Annotated in this window: 13 protein-coding genes and 1 pseudogene; 4 read left to right on the top strand and 10 right to left on the bottom strand. The window is 72.1% G+C overall.

Annotated elements, in window-relative coordinates; translation table 11 throughout:
• Positions 1 to 39: 39 nt before the first annotated feature.
• The 5 genes from araD to AB0P41_RS19040 form a co-directional block, all read right to left on the bottom strand.
• The gene (araD, locus tag AB0P41_RS19060; RefSeq protein ID WP_356712035.1) at positions 40 to 1,782 is read right to left on the bottom strand and encodes an L-arabinonate dehydratase; all 1,743 of its coding nucleotides are present in this window, start codon (positions 1,780 to 1,782) and stop codon (positions 40 to 42) included.
• Positions 1,779 to 2,681: a dihydrodipicolinate synthase family protein gene (locus AB0P41_RS19055; protein WP_356712037.1), complete on the bottom strand. Its 903-nt coding sequence runs from the start codon at positions 2,679 to 2,681 to the stop codon at positions 1,779 to 1,781. Before AB0P41_RS19055 ends, araD begins: the two co-directional genes overlap by 4 nt.
• A gap of 50 nt (positions 2,682 to 2,731) precedes the next feature.
• A complete protein-coding gene (locus tag AB0P41_RS19050; protein WP_356712040.1) occupies positions 2,732 to 3,388 on the bottom strand; it encodes a GntR family transcriptional regulator in 657 nt (218 codons plus the stop codon).
• A gap of 221 nt (positions 3,389 to 3,609) precedes the next feature.
• A complete protein-coding gene (locus tag AB0P41_RS19045) occupies positions 3,610 to 4,794 on the bottom strand; it encodes a hypothetical protein (RefSeq protein WP_365933026.1) in 1,185 nt (394 codons plus the stop codon).
• Positions 4,791 to 5,750 carry a 5-dehydro-4-deoxyglucarate dehydratase gene (locus AB0P41_RS19040; protein WP_356712045.1) on the bottom strand — a complete coding sequence of 320 codons (960 nt, stop codon included), beginning with the start codon at positions 5,748 to 5,750 and terminating at the stop codon, positions 4,791 to 4,793. The genes AB0P41_RS19045 and AB0P41_RS19040 overlap by 4 nt, the downstream gene beginning before the upstream one ends.
• Positions 5,751 to 6,092: 342 nt before the next feature.
• Between AB0P41_RS19040 and AB0P41_RS19035 the strand changes: the two genes are divergently transcribed.
• The 4 genes from AB0P41_RS19035 (at position 6,093) to AB0P41_RS19020 (ending at position 9,221) form a co-directional block, all read left to right on the top strand.
• Entirely contained in the window at positions 6,093 to 6,902 is an 810-nt protein-coding gene (locus AB0P41_RS19035) for an NAD(P)-dependent oxidoreductase (protein WP_356712048.1), read from the top strand.
• A gap of 146 nt (positions 6,903 to 7,048) precedes the next feature.
• A complete protein-coding gene (locus AB0P41_RS19030) occupies positions 7,049 to 7,621 on the top strand; it encodes a peptidoglycan-binding domain-containing protein (protein WP_356712051.1) in 573 nt (190 codons plus the stop codon).
• 69 nt (positions 7,622 to 7,690) lie between these two features.
• Positions 7,691 to 7,924 (top strand): hypothetical protein, encoded by a 234-nt coding sequence (locus AB0P41_RS19025; protein ID WP_356712053.1) that lies wholly within the window; start codon positions 7,691 to 7,693, stop codon positions 7,922 to 7,924.
• A gap of 64 nt (positions 7,925 to 7,988) precedes the next feature.
• A complete protein-coding gene (locus tag AB0P41_RS19020; RefSeq protein WP_365933023.1) occupies positions 7,989 to 9,221 on the top strand; it encodes a TerD family protein in 1,233 nt (410 codons plus the stop codon).
• Between the two features lie 108 nt (positions 9,222 to 9,329).
• On the opposite strand, the gene AB0P41_RS19015 is transcribed toward AB0P41_RS19020, so the two are convergent.
• From AB0P41_RS19015 to AB0P41_RS18995, 5 genes and pseudogenes are all read right to left on the bottom strand, one after another.
• Positions 9,330 to 9,560, bottom strand: coding sequence for a hypothetical protein (locus AB0P41_RS19015; RefSeq protein WP_014156926.1), 231 nt, complete (start codon positions 9,558 to 9,560; stop codon positions 9,330 to 9,332).
• 79 nt (positions 9,561 to 9,639) lie between these two features.
• Positions 9,640 to 9,812, bottom strand: a pseudogene (locus AB0P41_RS19010) (TROVE domain-containing protein); the annotation flags it as partial.
• Positions 9,813 to 9,819: 7 nt separating this feature from the next.
• Positions 9,820 to 11,289 carry an alkaline phosphatase PhoX gene (locus AB0P41_RS19005; RefSeq protein WP_356712057.1) on the bottom strand — a complete coding sequence of 490 codons (1,470 nt, stop codon included), beginning with the start codon at positions 11,287 to 11,289 and terminating at the stop codon, positions 9,820 to 9,822.
• Positions 11,290 to 11,524: 235 nt separating this feature from the next.
• On the bottom strand, positions 11,525 to 13,843 hold the full coding sequence (locus tag AB0P41_RS19000) for an esterase-like activity of phytase family protein (protein WP_365933021.1): 2,319 nt from the start codon (positions 13,841 to 13,843) through the stop codon (positions 11,525 to 11,527).
• Positions 13,844 to 14,033: 190 nt separating this feature from the next.
• Positions 14,034 to 15,506, bottom strand: coding sequence for a hypothetical protein (locus AB0P41_RS18995; protein ID WP_365933019.1), 1,473 nt, complete (start codon positions 15,504 to 15,506; stop codon positions 14,034 to 14,036).
• Positions 15,507 to 15,531 lie beyond the last annotated feature (25 nt).

The raw sequence follows: 15,531 nt of genomic DNA, 5'->3' as shown, positions 1-15,531 counted from the left end.
CCCGGACGGGGCGGCGCGCGGAATTCTCTTCGCCCGGTCTCAGCCGGCGTACGGGTCGGGCACTTCTCCCTGCCGTGCCAGGAACGCGAAGTCGCATCCGGTGTCGGCCTGGGTGATCTGGTCCTGGTAGAGCGCGCCGTAACCGCGCCCGTAGCGGGCGGGCGGCTCGGTCCACTCGGACCTGCGCAGTTCCAGCTCCTCGTCGGTCACGTCGAGGTGGAGCAGCCGTGCCTCGACGTCCAGCGTGATGCTGTCACCGGTGCGGACGAGGGCGAGCGGTCCGCCGACGAAGGACTCGGGCGCGACGTGCAGGACGCAGGCCCCGTAACTGGTGCCGCTCATCCGGGCGTCGGAGATCCGCACCATGTCCCGTACGCCCTGCTTCAGCAGGTAGTCCGGGATCGGCAGCATGCCGTACTCGGGCATGCCGGGGCCGCCCTTGGGGCCGGCGTTGCGGAGCACCAGCACATGGTCGGGGGTGAGGGCCAGGGCCGGGTCGTTGATGGTGCGCTGCATCTCCTTGTAGTCGTCGAAGACGACCGCAGGACCGGTGTGGCGCAGCAGGTGCGGCTCGGCGGCGATGTGCTTGATGACCGCGCCGTCGGGGCAGAGGTTGCCGCGCAGGACGGCCACACCGCCCTCCTCCGCCAGCGGGTTGTCGCGCTCCCTGATGACGTCGGCGTCGTGGACGAGCGCCCCGTCGAGCTGTTCGCGCATCGTGGCGTGCGCGACGGTGGGCCGGTCCAGGTGGAGTACGTCGGTGAGCCTGGCCAGGAACCCGGGCAGCCCTCCGGCGAAGTGGAAGTCCTCCATCAGGTACTTGCCGCCGGGGCGGAGGTTGGCGAGGACGGGCACGGTGCGGGCGATGCGGTCGAAGTCGTCCAGGGTGAGCTTCACCCCGGAGCGGCCGGCCATCGCGATCAGGTGGATGACGGCGTTGGTGGAGCCGCCGAGGGCGAGGACGGTGGCGACCGCGTCCTCGTAGGCGTCCGCCGTGAGGAGTTGCGACAGCTTCAGCTGCTGCCACACCAGTTCGACGATGCGGAGTCCGGACTGTGCCGCCATGCGGTCGTGACCGGAGTCCACGGCCGGGATCGAGGAGGCGCCCGGCACGGTGACGCCCAGCGCCTCGGCGGCGGCCGTCAGGGTCGAGGCGGTGCCCATCGTCATGCAGTGGCCGGGCGAGCGGGCGAGCCCGTTCTCCAGTTCGGCCATCTCGCAGTCGCCGATCAGGCCGGCCCGCTTGTCGTCCCAGTACTTCCACATGTCCGTGCCGGAGCCCAGGACCTCGTTGCGCCAGTGCCCCGGCAGCATCGGCCCGGCGGGCACGAAGACCGTCGGCAGGTCGACGGAGGCGGCGCCCATCAGCAGGGCGGGCGTGGACTTGTCGCAGCCGCCCAGCAGCACCGCGCCGTCGACGGGGTAGGAGCGCAGCAGCTCCTCCGTCTCCATCGCCAGCATGTTGCGGTAGAGCATCGGGGTCGGCTTCTGGAAGGTCTCCGAGAGCGTGGAGACCGGGAATTCGAGCGGGAAGCCGCCCGCCTGCCAGACGCCCCGCTTGACCGCCTGCGCGCGGTCGCGCAGATGGACGTGGCAGGGGTTGATGTCGGACCAGGTGTTGAGGATCGCGATGACCGGCTTGCCCAGGTGCTCCTCGGGGAGGTAGCCGAGCTGCCGGGTGCGGGCGCGGTGGCTGAACGAGCGGAGCCCGTCCGTGCCCCACCACTGGTGGCTGCGCAGCTCCTCGGGGGCGATGCGGCCCGCCGTGCCGTTGTCCGTCATACCGACCACCCGGCGACCAGACCGGCGACCTCGGCGCGCTGCTCCTCGGGAAGTGCCCGGCTCGGTGCGCGTACGTCGCGGCGGCAGAGCCCGAGCGAGGCCAGGGCCTCCTTGACGACCGTCACGTTGTTGGCGGACTGGCGGTCGGCGCGCAGGTCCTCGAAGCGGCGGATCTGCTCCCAGACCTTCATCGCCGCGAGGTAGTCGCCGGCCCGCAGCGCCTCCAGCATCGCGAGCGAGACACCGGGGGCGACGTTGACGAGTCCGGAGGTGAAACCGCTGGCACCGGTCGCGAAGTAGGACGGGGCGTAGAGCTCGGCGAGCCCGGCGACCCATACGAACCGCTCCAGGCCGGCGTCCCGGGCGAACGCGCCGAAGCGGGCGGCGTCCGGGACGGCGTACTTCACGCCGATGACGTTGGGGCAGCTGTCCGCGAGCTCGGCGAGGCGCTCGCCGGCGAGCAGCGGGTTGCGGATGTACGGGACGACCCCGAGCCCGGGAACGGCCTCGGCGATGGCCCGGTGGTAGTCGATCCAGCCCTCCTGCGAGACGTAGGGGTGCACCGGCTGGTGCACCATCACCATCTCGGCCCCGGCGTCCCTGGCGTGCTCGGCGGCGGCCACGGCGGTCGGCACGTCGTGGCCGACCCCCACCAGGACGGTGGCGCGGCCGCCGGCCTCCTCGATGGTCAGCTCGGTGACGGTGCGCCGCTCGTCGGGGGTGAGTGCGTAGAACTCACCGGTGTTGCCGTTCGGGGTGACGATGCGGACGCCGCCGTCGAGCAGCCGTCGCAGCAGTGCGCGGTGCGACGGGACGTCGATGCTTCCGTCCTCGGCGAACGGGGTCACCGGGATCGCGACGACGTCTGCGAGGGCCGCCTTCAGCGGAGAGAGGTCCATGCGGACTGGCCTTTCGTCGAGGTGCTGGCAATCCGTGTCCAGCGGGTGGTTCACGCCGTGTCACCCCCGTCTTCGTCGTCGGGGAAGGCACGGCGTACGAACGATGCGATGTGGTCGTGCAGAGCGCCTGCGGCGGCTGCCGCGTCGTCGGCGAGGGCGAGCCGCAGGATCTCCCGGTGCTCGGCCGCCTCGCGCTCCCAGGACGGGATCGCCGACCAGGCCACGGTCGACACGAGGGCGGCCTGGTCGCGGATCTCGTCGAGCATCCGGGCGAGCAGCGGGTTCCCGCAAGGCAGGTAGAGGGCCCGGTGGAAGTCCCGGTTGGCGAGCGACCTGTCCGCCTTGTCGATCGCCGAGTCGGCACGCTCCAGGGCCTCCTGGGCCGCCTCCAGCGAGACCTTGCGGGTGATGGAGCGGCGCAGCGCCTCCGGCTCCAGGAGCAGGCGCACGTCGTACACCTCCCGGGCCATGGTCGCGTCGACGAGCCGCACGGTGGCACCCTTGTACTGGCTCATGACCACCAGCCCGGTGCCGGCGAGCGTCTTCAGCGCCTCGCGTACGGGCGTCTTGGACACCCCGAACTGCGCGGCGAGTTCGGTCTCCACGAGCGCTTGCCCTGGCTGCAGCTGCGCGGTGAGGATCGCGTGCTTGATCGCCTCCAGCACGTACTGGGTCCTGGACGGGATCGGGGCAGGCGCAAAGGTCATGGGTGAAGAGCTCTCACATCTCGCGTATCGCGTCTCATATATGACGTACGAAGTACGACGCGATGAAGCTAGAGCGGTGGGAATGTTTCGTCAACGCTTCTGGCAAAAGAAGTTCTGCGTATACGGATCCGGGGCCCGGCGGGGCTGTGCACGGACATGGCGCAGACCCCCGACTGCCTGCCGGGGGTCTGCACCGCGAAGGGCGTGAGGACGCTGCGGGATCAGCCGCCGCGGATCGCGGAGAGGGCGCCCGCGACCGCGCTCAGGTCCGGCCCCGAGGCCAGACCGGCGTGGTAGAGGCGCAGCTCGTTCGCGCCGAGCGAGGCCGCGTGCGCGGCGTCGCGCTCCAGCGTGGCGGGGCTGCCGCCCATGCCGCTCACCACGTTGAAGTTGGCCGCCAGCACCCCGGACAGCCCCGCGAACGGCCCGAGGACGGCCTCGCGCGCCTGCTCGCCGCCGGTGCAGGGCAGCACGACGCCGTCCGCCGTGGACAGGATGTCCGAAGCATGGACTCCCGCGTTGGCGCCCGTGCGGTAGGAGGCGGGGTCGGCGTGCAGCAGGACCTGGAAGTCCGGGTTCGGCGCCGCCCGGCGCACCGCGGCGACGGCCGACTCCTGCAGCGTCCGTGCCACCCGGCCCCGCCAGCGCCAGGTGGCGGCGGCGAGGCGGCCCCCCAGCAGCTTCTCGACACCGGACCAGCCGGTCTCCCGGGAGCCCGCCCCTGCCCAGACCGGCTCCAGGGCGCGGCGCACCGCCGCACCCAGTTCGTCGGCGTCCAGCCCGGTCCCGCCGTAACCGTCCCGGCACGCGGCGCAGAAGCAGAGGGACATCAGATACTGCGCGGCGTCCCCGAGCGCGACCCCGGAGGTCTTGTCGTGGGCGTGCAGGTGGGCGAAGCCGTACCAGCCGCACGACTCCAGCTCGGTGCCCGCGGTCCCGGGGCGTACGGCGGCCTCCGCCGCCAGGTCCACCAGGTAGGTGTGGACGGCGGGCTGCGCGATGCACGGCGCCCAGGGGTAGCGGTCGCCGTAGGCGTTGACCACGGAGGTGTCCGGATGCTCCGCGCCCAGGCGCGAGTTGTGCGCGAGGACCACCCAGGAGTGCACCTCCAGGCCGGCGACCGCGAGGGCCTCGGCCGCCTCGGCGTACGGGTCCTCCCCCGGCACCCAGGACTGCGCGTAGGGGCGCAGCTCACGCCCCGCCCAGCGCGTGGCGTCCGGCGGGTAGAGCACCGCCGCGTGCTCGGCGGTCACGATCCGGCGGCCGGGGTGGCGCGGGGTGAGCGCCCGGGTGGAGTGGTAGGCGGAGGCGAGCGTCACCTGCTGGACGCCGAGGCCGGCGAGGCGGGCGGGGGCGTCCGGATCCCCCACGACGTCCCAGGGGTACAGGAAAGCCGATGCCTTCACTTCGCCTCACCCGCGCGGTACTTCTCCAGGACCGCGCGGCCGTTGGCGATGATCGAGGTCAGCTCCTCGATGTGCGCGGCCGGGGGCTCGGTGAGCGGGGTGCGCACCGTCCCGACGGCCAGGCCCTCGAGCCGTACGGCCGCCTTCACGAGCGAGACCGCGTAGCCGTGGCCCTTGGCACGGAGTTCGACGAGCGGGCGGTAGAAGTGGTCGAGCAGCGCGTTGACCAGGTCGTCGTCGCCGGAGTCCAGCGCCCGGTAGAACGCCAGGGCGATGTCGGGGGCGAAGGCGAAGACCGCGGAGGAGTAGAGCGTGACGCCGATGCCCCGGTAGGCGAGCCCGGTGAGCTCCGCGGTGGGCAGGCCGTTGAAGTACAGGAAGTCCTCGCCGGGCAGCCCGGTGCGCACGGCGCTGACGATGCGCTGCATCAGGTCGAGGTCGCCGTAGCCGTCCTTGAGGCCGATGATCCCGGGGGTCCGGGCCAGGGCCACGACGGTCTCCGGAGTGAAGACCGCGTTGTCCCGCTGGTAGACGACGGTCTCCAGGGAGGTGGCGGCGGCGAGGGCGGTGTAGTGGGCCAGCAGCCCTTCCTGGCCGGCGACGACGAGATAGGGCGGCATGGCGAGGAGCCCGTCCGCGCCCGCCTCCTCGGCGAGCTTCGCGTACTGGATCGCGAGCGCGGTGCCGTAGCCGGCGCCGGCGACCACGGGCACCTGGCCCGCGGTCTCCTCGACGGCCGCACGGACGACGAGCCGGAACTCCTCCGGGGCCAGTGCGTGGAACTCGCCGGTGCCACAGCAGGCGAAGACGGCCGCGGCACCGGCGTCCACGCCCTTGCGCACGTGCGCGCGGAAGGCGTCGAGGTCGACGGCGCCGTCCGGCCCGTAGGCGGTGACGGGGAAGAAGAGCGGCCCGGCGACGTCGGTGAGTCGGGCGGCAAGAGGGGCTGAGGTCACGGGCGCTCCCTGTGCAGATTCAGTCGTGCACAATTATGATCGGTGTCCATATCTCTGAACGCCGCCACGCTAAGGCAGCCATACGGCGCCGGTCAAGACGCGAACACCCGGCCTCGGGCCGGAGAGGCCCGGAGCGAGCGACACTTGACGCGGTCCGCCGCGAGTTCTTAGCGTGTCCACGCATGTGAATGCTGCCCATGATTTTGACGCACCGGGCGGTCGCGTGACTCCGGCGTGCCCCGCGCACCCCGCTGCCCCGCACGCCCGCTCCGCGCAGCACCGCATCGCCCCGTCCGCGCACGCCGCGCCCGCGCCCTGCGCCCGCACCGAGGAGATCCCCGAATGCCAGCTCCGCGCACCGTCCTTCTCACCGGCGCCGCCGGCGGCCTCGGCACCCTCATGCGGGGACTGCTTCCCGCGTACGGCTACGACCTCCGGCTCTTCGACGTCACCCCCATCGAGGGCGAACCGGACGCCGTCACCGCCGACCTCGGTGACAAGGCCGCGCTGCGGGAAGCGGTACGTGGCGTCGACGCGGTCATCCACCTGGCGGGCATCTCCCTGGAGTCCTCGTTCGACAAGATCCTGCGCTCCAACATCGAGGGCACCTACAACCTCTACGAGGCGGCACGCGAGGAAGGCGTCGGACGCATCGTGTTCGCCTCCTCGAACCACGCGATCGGCTACACCCCGCGTCCGGTCGCCGGTGACCCGCTGATCCCGGTCGACACCCCGCGCCGCCCCGACACCTTCTACGGCCTGTCCAAGTCCTTCGGCGAGGACCTCGCACAGTTCTACTGGGACAAGCACGGCATCGAGACCGTCTCCGTGCGGATCGGCTCCTGCTTCATGGAGCCGACGTCGGTACGGATGCTGTCCGTCTGGATGAGCCCCGGCGACGGCGCGCGTCTGTTCCACGCGGCCCTCACCGCGAAGGACGTGCGGCACACGGTGGTCTACGGCTCCTCCGACAACACCCGGCTCTGGTGGGACCTGACGACGGCCCGCTCCCTCGGCTACGAACCACAGGACGACTCCGAGCAGTACGCGGAGAAGCTCGTCGCCGAGCACGGGGAACTGGACCCGGCGAACCCCGACCACGCCCACATCGGCGGCCACTTCGTCACGGACCCGCCGATCTGGCCGTACTGACCCGGCGCCCGGCGCCCGGCGGCGTGGACGGTCGCGTCCGCGCCCTGTAACTGTGCAGGGTCACGGCGGCGGCGCGGCGCGGTACTTTCTGTTCCGCCGCGCCCCCGGAGACGTACCGGGCGCGCCCAGAGGGGGAAGGAAACCTGATGCTCCGCAAGCGCATCGCCGCCGCTGTCGTCGCCCTGGCCTCCGTCGGAGTCCTCGGCGTGTGCACCAGCCCCGCCGCCGCCGCCACATCCGACGGCTGGATCAGGGGTTACGACGCCTGGAGGGACGACTTCAACGACGAGGGCCCGCTGTCCACCTGGCTCCACCCCGACTCCAACGCCGCCTGCATGTGGCAGCGCATCCTCTACGCCGAGGGCGCGACGCTCGACAACGGCAGCCGTTTCGAGCTCCCCGGCATCGACGGGCACTTCGGTTCGCGCACCGAACAGGCGACCAGAAGTCTTCAGCGGCGCTGGGGGCTGGACGACGACGGGATCGTGGGTCCCGACACGCTCAGGAGGGCGATCGACCAGCCCGGCACGGTGTTCCGGGGCATGTACGAGAAGTCCGGCAGCACCGCGAGGGGCGAGACGCTGAGCCTGGGCTACGTCGGCAAGCACCACAGCGAGCCCTTCAAGCGCAACACCGAGGGCAAGTACCTCTTCCTCGACCGCCAGAGCACCTGGCGCCAGGCGGGTTACGACTACCACACCTGCCAGGACGTGAACTGAGGGCCGCCCCGTAGCGGCGGCACCGGTATCCCACGCGACAGGTCCGGGACGGGCAGGCATCATGCCCGCATGCCGAAACCCTCAGGATTCCAGTACGAGCAGCACGGCGACGCGAGCGTCACCCTCACGCACCACGGCCGCCCCGCGGGCACCCTGCGGGGCGGCCGGGCGGAGAAGTTCCTCGCGGAGGTGACGTCCGGCGACGCCCAGCTCGTCATGGCCCGCTGGACGGGCGCGTACCGGCACGGCAACGAGCGCACCGCCCGCGAACACCCCCGCAACCGGGCGCGTGGCGGGCGCTGAGCCGTACGGATCAAGTCCGCGAAGGTAAGGGAACGGCAAAGCCGGGTCGTTCGTTACCCCGTGCATGACCGCAATGACCCCCGGCTCGAACATCCCTCTCTCCGCCGCCCGCGTGGCGGTGGACGTCGCCGCACCGGTGCGGCTCGACGTCTCGGGCCTGCTGCTCACCGCCGACGGCAAGGTGCGCTCCGACGACGACTTCATCTTCTACAACCAGCCCTCGGGCCCCGGCGTGACCTACCGCTCGGGCGGCGGGTCGGCGCCCGACGCGATCGTGGTGGACACCGCCGCGGTCCCCCCGGGCATCGAGAAGATCGTGGTCACGGCGAGCCCCGACGCCGCGGGCCAGACCTTCCGGGGCGTGGAGCCCACCGCCACCGTGCGCAACGCGGACGACGGCAGCGCCCTCGCCACGTTCACCCCGCCGCAGCTGGGCGGGGAGACCGCTCTGGTGGTCATCGAGATCTACCTGCGCAACGGCGCCTGGAAGGCCCGCGCGGTCGGCCAGGGCTACGCGAACGGGCTGGCCGGCATCGCCACGGACTTCGGTGTCTCGGTGGAGGAGCCCGCCCCGGCGGCGGCGCCCGCCCCGGCCGCCGCACCCGTCGCACCGCCCGCCGCTCCGCCCATGACTCCCCCGGCTGCCGCGCCCGTCGACCCGCGGATCGCGCCGCCGGCCCCCGCCGCGCCGCCCGCACCGCCGGCCCCCGCCGGCTCCGGCAAGATCAACCTCGACAAGGGCCGGATCAGCCTCCAGAAGAACCAGACCGTGTCCCTGGTCAAGGGCGGCAAGCCGCTGCTCTCGCAGGTCAAGATGGGCCTCGGCTGGGAGCCCGCGTTCCGTGGCAAGGACATCGACCTCGACGCCTCGGTGATCGCGTACGGCCCCAACCGCAACCACCTGGACAGCTGCTACTTCGGCAAGCTCTCCATCCTGAACGGCGCCGTCAAGCACTCCGGCGACAACCTCACCGGCGAGGGCGCCGGCGACGACGAGGTGATCGTCGTCGACCTCGGCCGGATCCCCGCGGACGCGACCGGCCTGGTCTTCACGGTCAACTCGTTCACCGGACAGAAGTTCACCGAGGTCGCTAAGGCCTACTGCCGGCTGATCGACGCGGCCACCGGCGAGGAGCTGGTCCGCTTCGACCTGACCGGCGCGGAGCCGCAGACCGGCGTGATGATGGCCAAGCTGATCAAGCAGTTCTCCGGCGAGTGGGAGATGACCGGAATGGGCGAGTTCGTGAAGTCCCGGACCGTCCGCGGCATGGTCAAGCCAGCCGCGAAGGCCCTGTAGCACCGCCGTCCCCCGGAAACGGCTTCCGGGGCACCCGCGGGTTCTCCCCTCAGGTGCCCCGGATCCGGACGGTATCCGGTGGGACGCGGTGCGTGCTCGTTCGCTCTCTCAGAGCTTGGTCAGCTTGGAGTACGGGCTCAGGATCCTCCCCTGTCGCCCAGAGAAGTCGATGAGCACTGCGTCGTTGTCGCCCTCGACAGCGAGGACTCGGCCGAGTCCGAACTGGTCGTGCGACACCCTGTCGCCCACATCGAAGCATTCGACCGGTGGGGCCGCCTGGGCCGGGCGGTTGAAGGGACTGGAAGGCAGGTGACGCCGGGAACCGGCTGACTGTTTCATTACGGTCGAGTATGCGCCCTGTAAGCGCCCGACGCCATGCCCGACCGCTCCGGAGCGGGCAGTAGTGCCGCATTCGTAATCAGCGGTTCCAGGGCCGGTCCCCGCTCCTGCCCGCTTCCAGCAAGGGCACCATGCGGAACGCCGCGTCGGAGAGAGACCCCCGAAGGTGTGGCGGTTATCGCTTTCCGACGGCGCGTGCCCGACCCGGTACCGGGCGAGGTTCCAGGTGTGGACGGGCACGGTCGTCGGTACGGAGGTGTCAGTGCTTGTTCGGCTGGCGCTTCCACGGACCCGTGATGGCGAGCATGATGCCCGGGGTCTGGATGTTGGCGAACAGCGTCTTTCCGTCCGGGGAGAAGGTGACCCCGGCGATCTCGCTGTAGGAGGGGTCCTCCTCCGTGCCGGCGTTGAGGTCGTTGCGCGCGATCGGGTAGGTGCGGCCGCTGTCGGTCGCGCCGAAGAGGTGCTGGATCCCGTTGCCGTCCTCGGAGATGACGATGCCGCCGTAAGGGGACACGGTGATGTTGTCCGGGCCGTCGAAGGCTCCGTCCACGGACGGGTCGGCGTTGACGCCGAGAAGGATCTTGAGGGTGACCGTGCGGCGCTTGGGATCGTAGAACCAGACCTGGCCGTCGTGGGCCACGGGGCTCTCGTCCCGGGCGAACGAGGAGACGAAGTAGGCGCCGCCGTCGCCCCACCACATGCCTTCGAGCTTGCGGGCGCGGGTCACCTGGGTGTCGGTGAACTGCTTGCGCACGGAGACGGTCCTGGCGTCCCGGTCGGGCACGTCGACCCAGTCCACGCCGTAGACGGTGCCGATCTCCGTGGCGCGGGACAGGTCGTCGACGAACGCGCCCCTCTTGTCGTAGCACTTGGTGGCCTGGAGGACACCGGCGTCGTCGGCGAGGGTGCGCAGCTTCCCGCGCCCGTGCTTGAAGCCGTGCGGCGGGACCCAGCGGTAGAGCAGGCCGTTGGGGCCGGACGCGTCCTCGGTCAGGTAGGCGTGTCCCCGCTTCGGGTCGATGACGACGGCCTCGTGGGCGTACCGGCCGAACGCCTTGATGGGGCGCGGGTCGCGGTTGGCGCGCTTGTCGTACGGGTCTACCTCGAAGACGTAGCCGTGGTCCTTGAGCAGGCCGTTCTTCCCGGCCTTGTCCTCGGTCTCCTCGCAGGTGAGCCAGGTGCCCCACGCGGTGCTGCCGCCGGCGCAGTTGGTCGACGTACCCGCGATGCCGACCCACTCGGCGGTACGGCCGTCGCGACGGGTCTCCACGACGGTGCAGCCGCCGGCCGCGACCGGGTCGTAGACGAGGCCCTCGGTGAGCGGTACGGGGTACTTCCAGCCGGCCCGGGTGCCGGCCAGCTCGTGGTTGTTGACCAGGAGCGTGACACCGCGGGCGCCCTCGAAGGCGGCGGTGCCGTCGTGGTTGGAGGGGGTCGGCTCGCCGGTCTCCAGCTTGGTGACCCCGCTGTGGGTGATGACGCGGTACGAGAATCCGGCGGGCAGCGCGAGGATGCCCTTCGGGTCGTCGATCAGCGGGCCGTAGCCCGGTTCCCTGCCGTGCCCGTGACCGTGGCCCTTGTCGTCGTCGTGCCCGTGACCGTGCCGCGAGTCGTCGGCGGCCAGGGCGCCGGGTGCCGTGGCCAGTGCGCCGACGGCGCCGGTCAGGGCTATCCCCGCGCCGGTGAGGGCGGACTGTCTGCTGAATTCCCTGCGAGTGATCGGCATGGCGGGCTCTCCTGGTGGTGCGTGGCCGGGTGGTTTGGCGTGATCACGTTCCCTCCCTCCCACCAACACCAGCTGAACACCACCCGGCACACCGGAGTCCTGTGCCCCAACCTGGTTCCCGTCCCAGGACAAACCCGCCCAACGGTGCGGCCGTGACGGGCCGTCTCTGGCCGGAACACGCCGGTCCGGACCGGCTGCCTCCGCCGTGGAGCGGTGGAGGCAGCCCCCGAACAGGTCAGCCGCGGCCGAGGACCTTGCGGGCGTTTCCGAGGTCGAGGAAGACGGTCTCCCCCGTGGAGTCGTCCAGGCCGTCGTTGTCGGTGACGGCGTAGACGTGGCCGTTGCCCGCCACGGTGAGCCCTTCGAGCTTCTCCTGCGTCCAGCCCTTCGTGGCCCGCAGGTCGGGCAGTACGTCATGGGCGAGGGCCTTGGGCAGGACGGTGAGCTCGCCCTCCGGGGCGGCGGTCCTCGGCAGGCCGACCGTGTAGATCCGCTTGACCCTGGCGGCGGGACCGTTCAGTTTGTCGCGCTCGATGACGGCGAGCCTGTTCCCCACCACGGTGATCTCGGAGAGGCCGATCCAGTCGCCGGGCGTGGTGGTGGTGCCGAGCCGGTAGCCGTACCAGCTCCAGGTGCCTGCCCGCACGTCGTAACGGCCGAGCCGGACGACGCCGGCCGGGTCGGCCCCCGCCCGGCGCTGGAGTGCCGCCCAGACGATCTCGCGGCCGTCGCGGTCCGTGGTGGCGGTGACGCCCTCGAAGCCCTGGGGGCCGAGGCCCGCGGCGACGTCGGACGGGAGCGGGACGACCTCCCGGGTCACGCCGTGGCGGTCCAGGCGCACCAGCTGGTTGCCGGCGCCCGTACCGCCCTCGACGGCCAGCCAGAAGCCGCCCTGCGGGCGGGCGTGGATGCCTTCGGCGTCGTAGCCGACGGGCTTGCCCGTGGCGTCCTTGACGGTCAGCTCGCGCGTGATGACGGCCGGTTCGCGGTCCGCGTCGATCGTCAGGACACGGGTGGTGGAGTACGCCGCGTCGGTGACGGTGTACAGCTCGTCGGCGCGGCCCGGCACGGCCGACAGCGCGCCGAGCGCGCCCCAGCCGACGGGGGCGCCGGTGGAGTCCGGGCCCGAGACGAGCGAGGGGAAGGAGGGCGTGCCCCTGCCCAGCTCGAACAGGCTCACCGAGGCGCGCACCCCGGCCTCGGCGTCGTCCTCCTCGCTGGAGACCGCGAGCAGTCCGCGTGAGGGGATGGGCAGCAGGCCTTCGGGGCCGTTGGTGGCCGGCAGCACCTGTCTGAAGACCGGCCGGGTGGGGTTGCTGACGTCGTACACGGCGACGAAGTTGCTGCGCTCGGAGCCGACGAAGGCGTAGCGCACCCCGTCGTAGGTGGCGACGGCCAGCCCTTCGGGCTCGGTGCCCTTGTTCTCGGAGCGGTCGTCGTTCAGCGGGCCGTGGCGCGCCGCGATGCGTTCGAAGCTGTTGCCCGCGTCCCAGGCCACCTTGCCGGTACGGCTGTCGAAGACGGTCCAGCCCCGGGTGCCGCCCTTCCAGTCGCCCTCGTCGGCGGTGGCCAGGTAGCGGTCGTCGATCCAGCCGAGCGCGTCCGGTTCGCGCGGCACGTCGGTGAGGGATCCGGTCCGGTCGATGACGCCGTCCTCGACGGTGTCGATGCCGTCGACGGATGCCGTGCCGGCGCTGAACGCCTTGGTGAGACGCCCCGACGCGAGGTCGATCATGACGACGCCGTTGTTCTCCTGGAGGGTCACGGCGAGCTGACCCCGGCTGTTGACGGAGACGTACTCCGGCTCCGGGTCGGTGGGTTCGGTGATTCCGGCGGCCGTGAGCAGGGGCAGCGCGGAGCCGTCCGCCCGGGTCAGCGGCACCGCGCGGGTGGTCCACCGGTCGGGCGAGGAACCCTTGAGGTCGACGATGCGGACGAACCCGGCAGGTGCCTGCGGGAGGTCGCCCTCCTCGCCGCCGGGCGGGGTGGCCTCCTCGTCGCGCTCGTTCTCGATGGCGACGGCGGCGTACCGCTTGTCCTTGCTGACCGCGATCGAGTCGGGCTGGCCGCCCAGGTCGTGACTGGCCACCCGCTCGCGGGTGGCCAGCGAGATGACGTCGAGGCGTCCGGACGGCCGGCTGTGGCTCGCGCTGGTGTTCACGACGACGAGGACGTGACGGCCGACCACCGTGACCGAGGTGGGCTCGTCCTCCGCGTCGCCCAGTTCGGCCAGCGAGAGCGTGCCGAGTCCCTTCGGCCGGCCGGCGTCGCTGATGTCGAGGAAGCCGATCCGCTTGGCGGCGGCGTCCGTGTAGATCAGGGTGCGGCCGTCCTCGCTGCTCGCGGAGATCTCGGCGACGGTCTGGTCCGCGGCGTCCTCACCGGCCGGCCGGTTCTGGAAGACGGGGTAGGTGGCGGCGCGTTCGAAGGCCAGGGGCTTCCGTCCGCGGTCCCCGCCGTGCGTCTGACCCGCGTTCGCCGTACCTGCGCCCGCCAGGGTGCCCGCGGTCACGGCCAGGACCGCGAGTGCGGCACAGGTTCTCTTCGGGAGCATCGTTCCTCCGGTTCGGTCCATTTCGAGACCGGATGCTCGCAGCCGTGAACCATGGCCGATGGGCGGCCCGGTGAACGGACGGCGAAGATCAGGCGCATCGCCGGAGACCGCCGGGCCGCGGCAGTCCTTCCGCCGCCGTCGTGCCGTACCCGCGCGTCAGCCCTTCCACCGCGGCCGTGTCACCCGCGTGTCAACTCTGGTGCCGCGACCGCGCCTTGTACGCCGCCTTGCGGGCGGCCTTCGCGGCGCCGCGGTCGCTGTGGAGACGGCCCATCGCCTCCAGGACCTCGGCGGTCGCCGGGTGCTCCACCCGCCACGCCTCGTCGAAGAAGCCGCTGTGCTGGCCGGAGAGCCCCTCGACCAGCTCCTGGAGCTCGTCGAGGTCTCCGTCGGCGTCCAGCTGGGCGGCGATCGTGTCCACGGCCAGCCAGAAGATCATCGACTCCGGCGGCGCCGGAACGTCCGCCGCGCCGCGCTCCGCGAGCCAGACCCGCGCCAGACCGCCGAGCTCGGGATCACCGAGCACCGCGCGCACCGCGGGCTCGGCCTCCGGGCCGACCAGGGCGAGGGCCTGCTGGCAGTGGAGCCTGCGCAGCGGTGCGCGCCGGTCGGCGCCGCGTGCCGCGTCCAGGAGCTCCACCGCGGCGGCCGCCGCGCCCTCGGCTCCGCGCCGGCCGAGCCAGAGACCGACCTCGGTGCGCGCGGCCTCCTCGGGGTAGTACGCGATGCCGTCGAGGAGGGCGTCGGCCCCCTTGTCGGCGAGGTCGCCGACGGCGGGGGCGTCCACGCCGGCCTCCAGCATCCGCTCCCGGATGCCGTAGAGGCCGAGCGGGGTCAGCTTCACCATGCCGTAGCGGGTGACGTCCTCGTCGTCCGCGGGCGGTGTCGCCTCCTCGCCCTCCTCGGTCAGCAACGACTCGTCCACCGGCCGGTATTCGACGATCCCGATGGGTTCGAGGACCCGGAACTGGTCGTCCAGCCGCATCATCGCCTCGGACACCTGCTCAAGGACGTCGTCGGTGGGCTCCCCCATGTCGTCGGGCACCACCACGGACGCGGCGAGGGCCGGCAGCGGCACGGGGCCGTCGGCGGGACCGGCCTCCGAGAGGGTCAGCAGGTAGAGGTTGCCGAGCACCCCGTCGAGGAAGTCGGCCTCCTCCTCCGGGTCCCAGTCCAGGGCGTCGAAGTCGACGCTGCCGTCCTCGCCGATGAGATCGGCGAAGTCGTCGAAGGCCGGGGCGGTGGCGTCCGCGTGCACGGCCTCCAGCCCGTCGAGCCAGATCGCGAGGACGTCCTGCGGTGAGCCGGAGGTCAGCAGCGCCAGGTTCTCGCCGGCCGTGACGGTGCCCTCCGCGTCGCCCTCCCCGCTCCCGTCCGCGTCCTGCGGGTCCTCGAAGTCGACGAGCCCGGTGTCGACGGCGAGTCGCCACGCCTCGCTGGCGTAGGCGGCGCCGTCCTCGTCGTCGCCGAGCCCGAGGTGCCGTGCGGCCTCCGGCAGCTGCGCCTCGACGAGCTCACCACCGGCGCCGACCCGGGTGGCGGGCCCCGCCCAGCGGGCGAGGCGGGCGGCGCGGGCGAGCAGCGGAGCGGCCAGCGCGTCCCGTGCCAGCTCGGCCTCGGTGTGCAGCCGCACCGGCGGCAGGGAGGGGCGCTCTGCGGACATCAGGGGGTTCTCCTCGGGGCGTGCG

Source organism: Streptomyces sp. NPDC079167, from assembly GCF_040686735.1.
Lineage (GTDB): Bacteria > Actinomycetota > Actinomycetes > Streptomycetales > Streptomycetaceae > Streptomyces.
The sequence above is the reverse complement of the archived record's forward strand: the minus strand, read 5'-3'. Positions and strand labels throughout refer to the sequence as shown.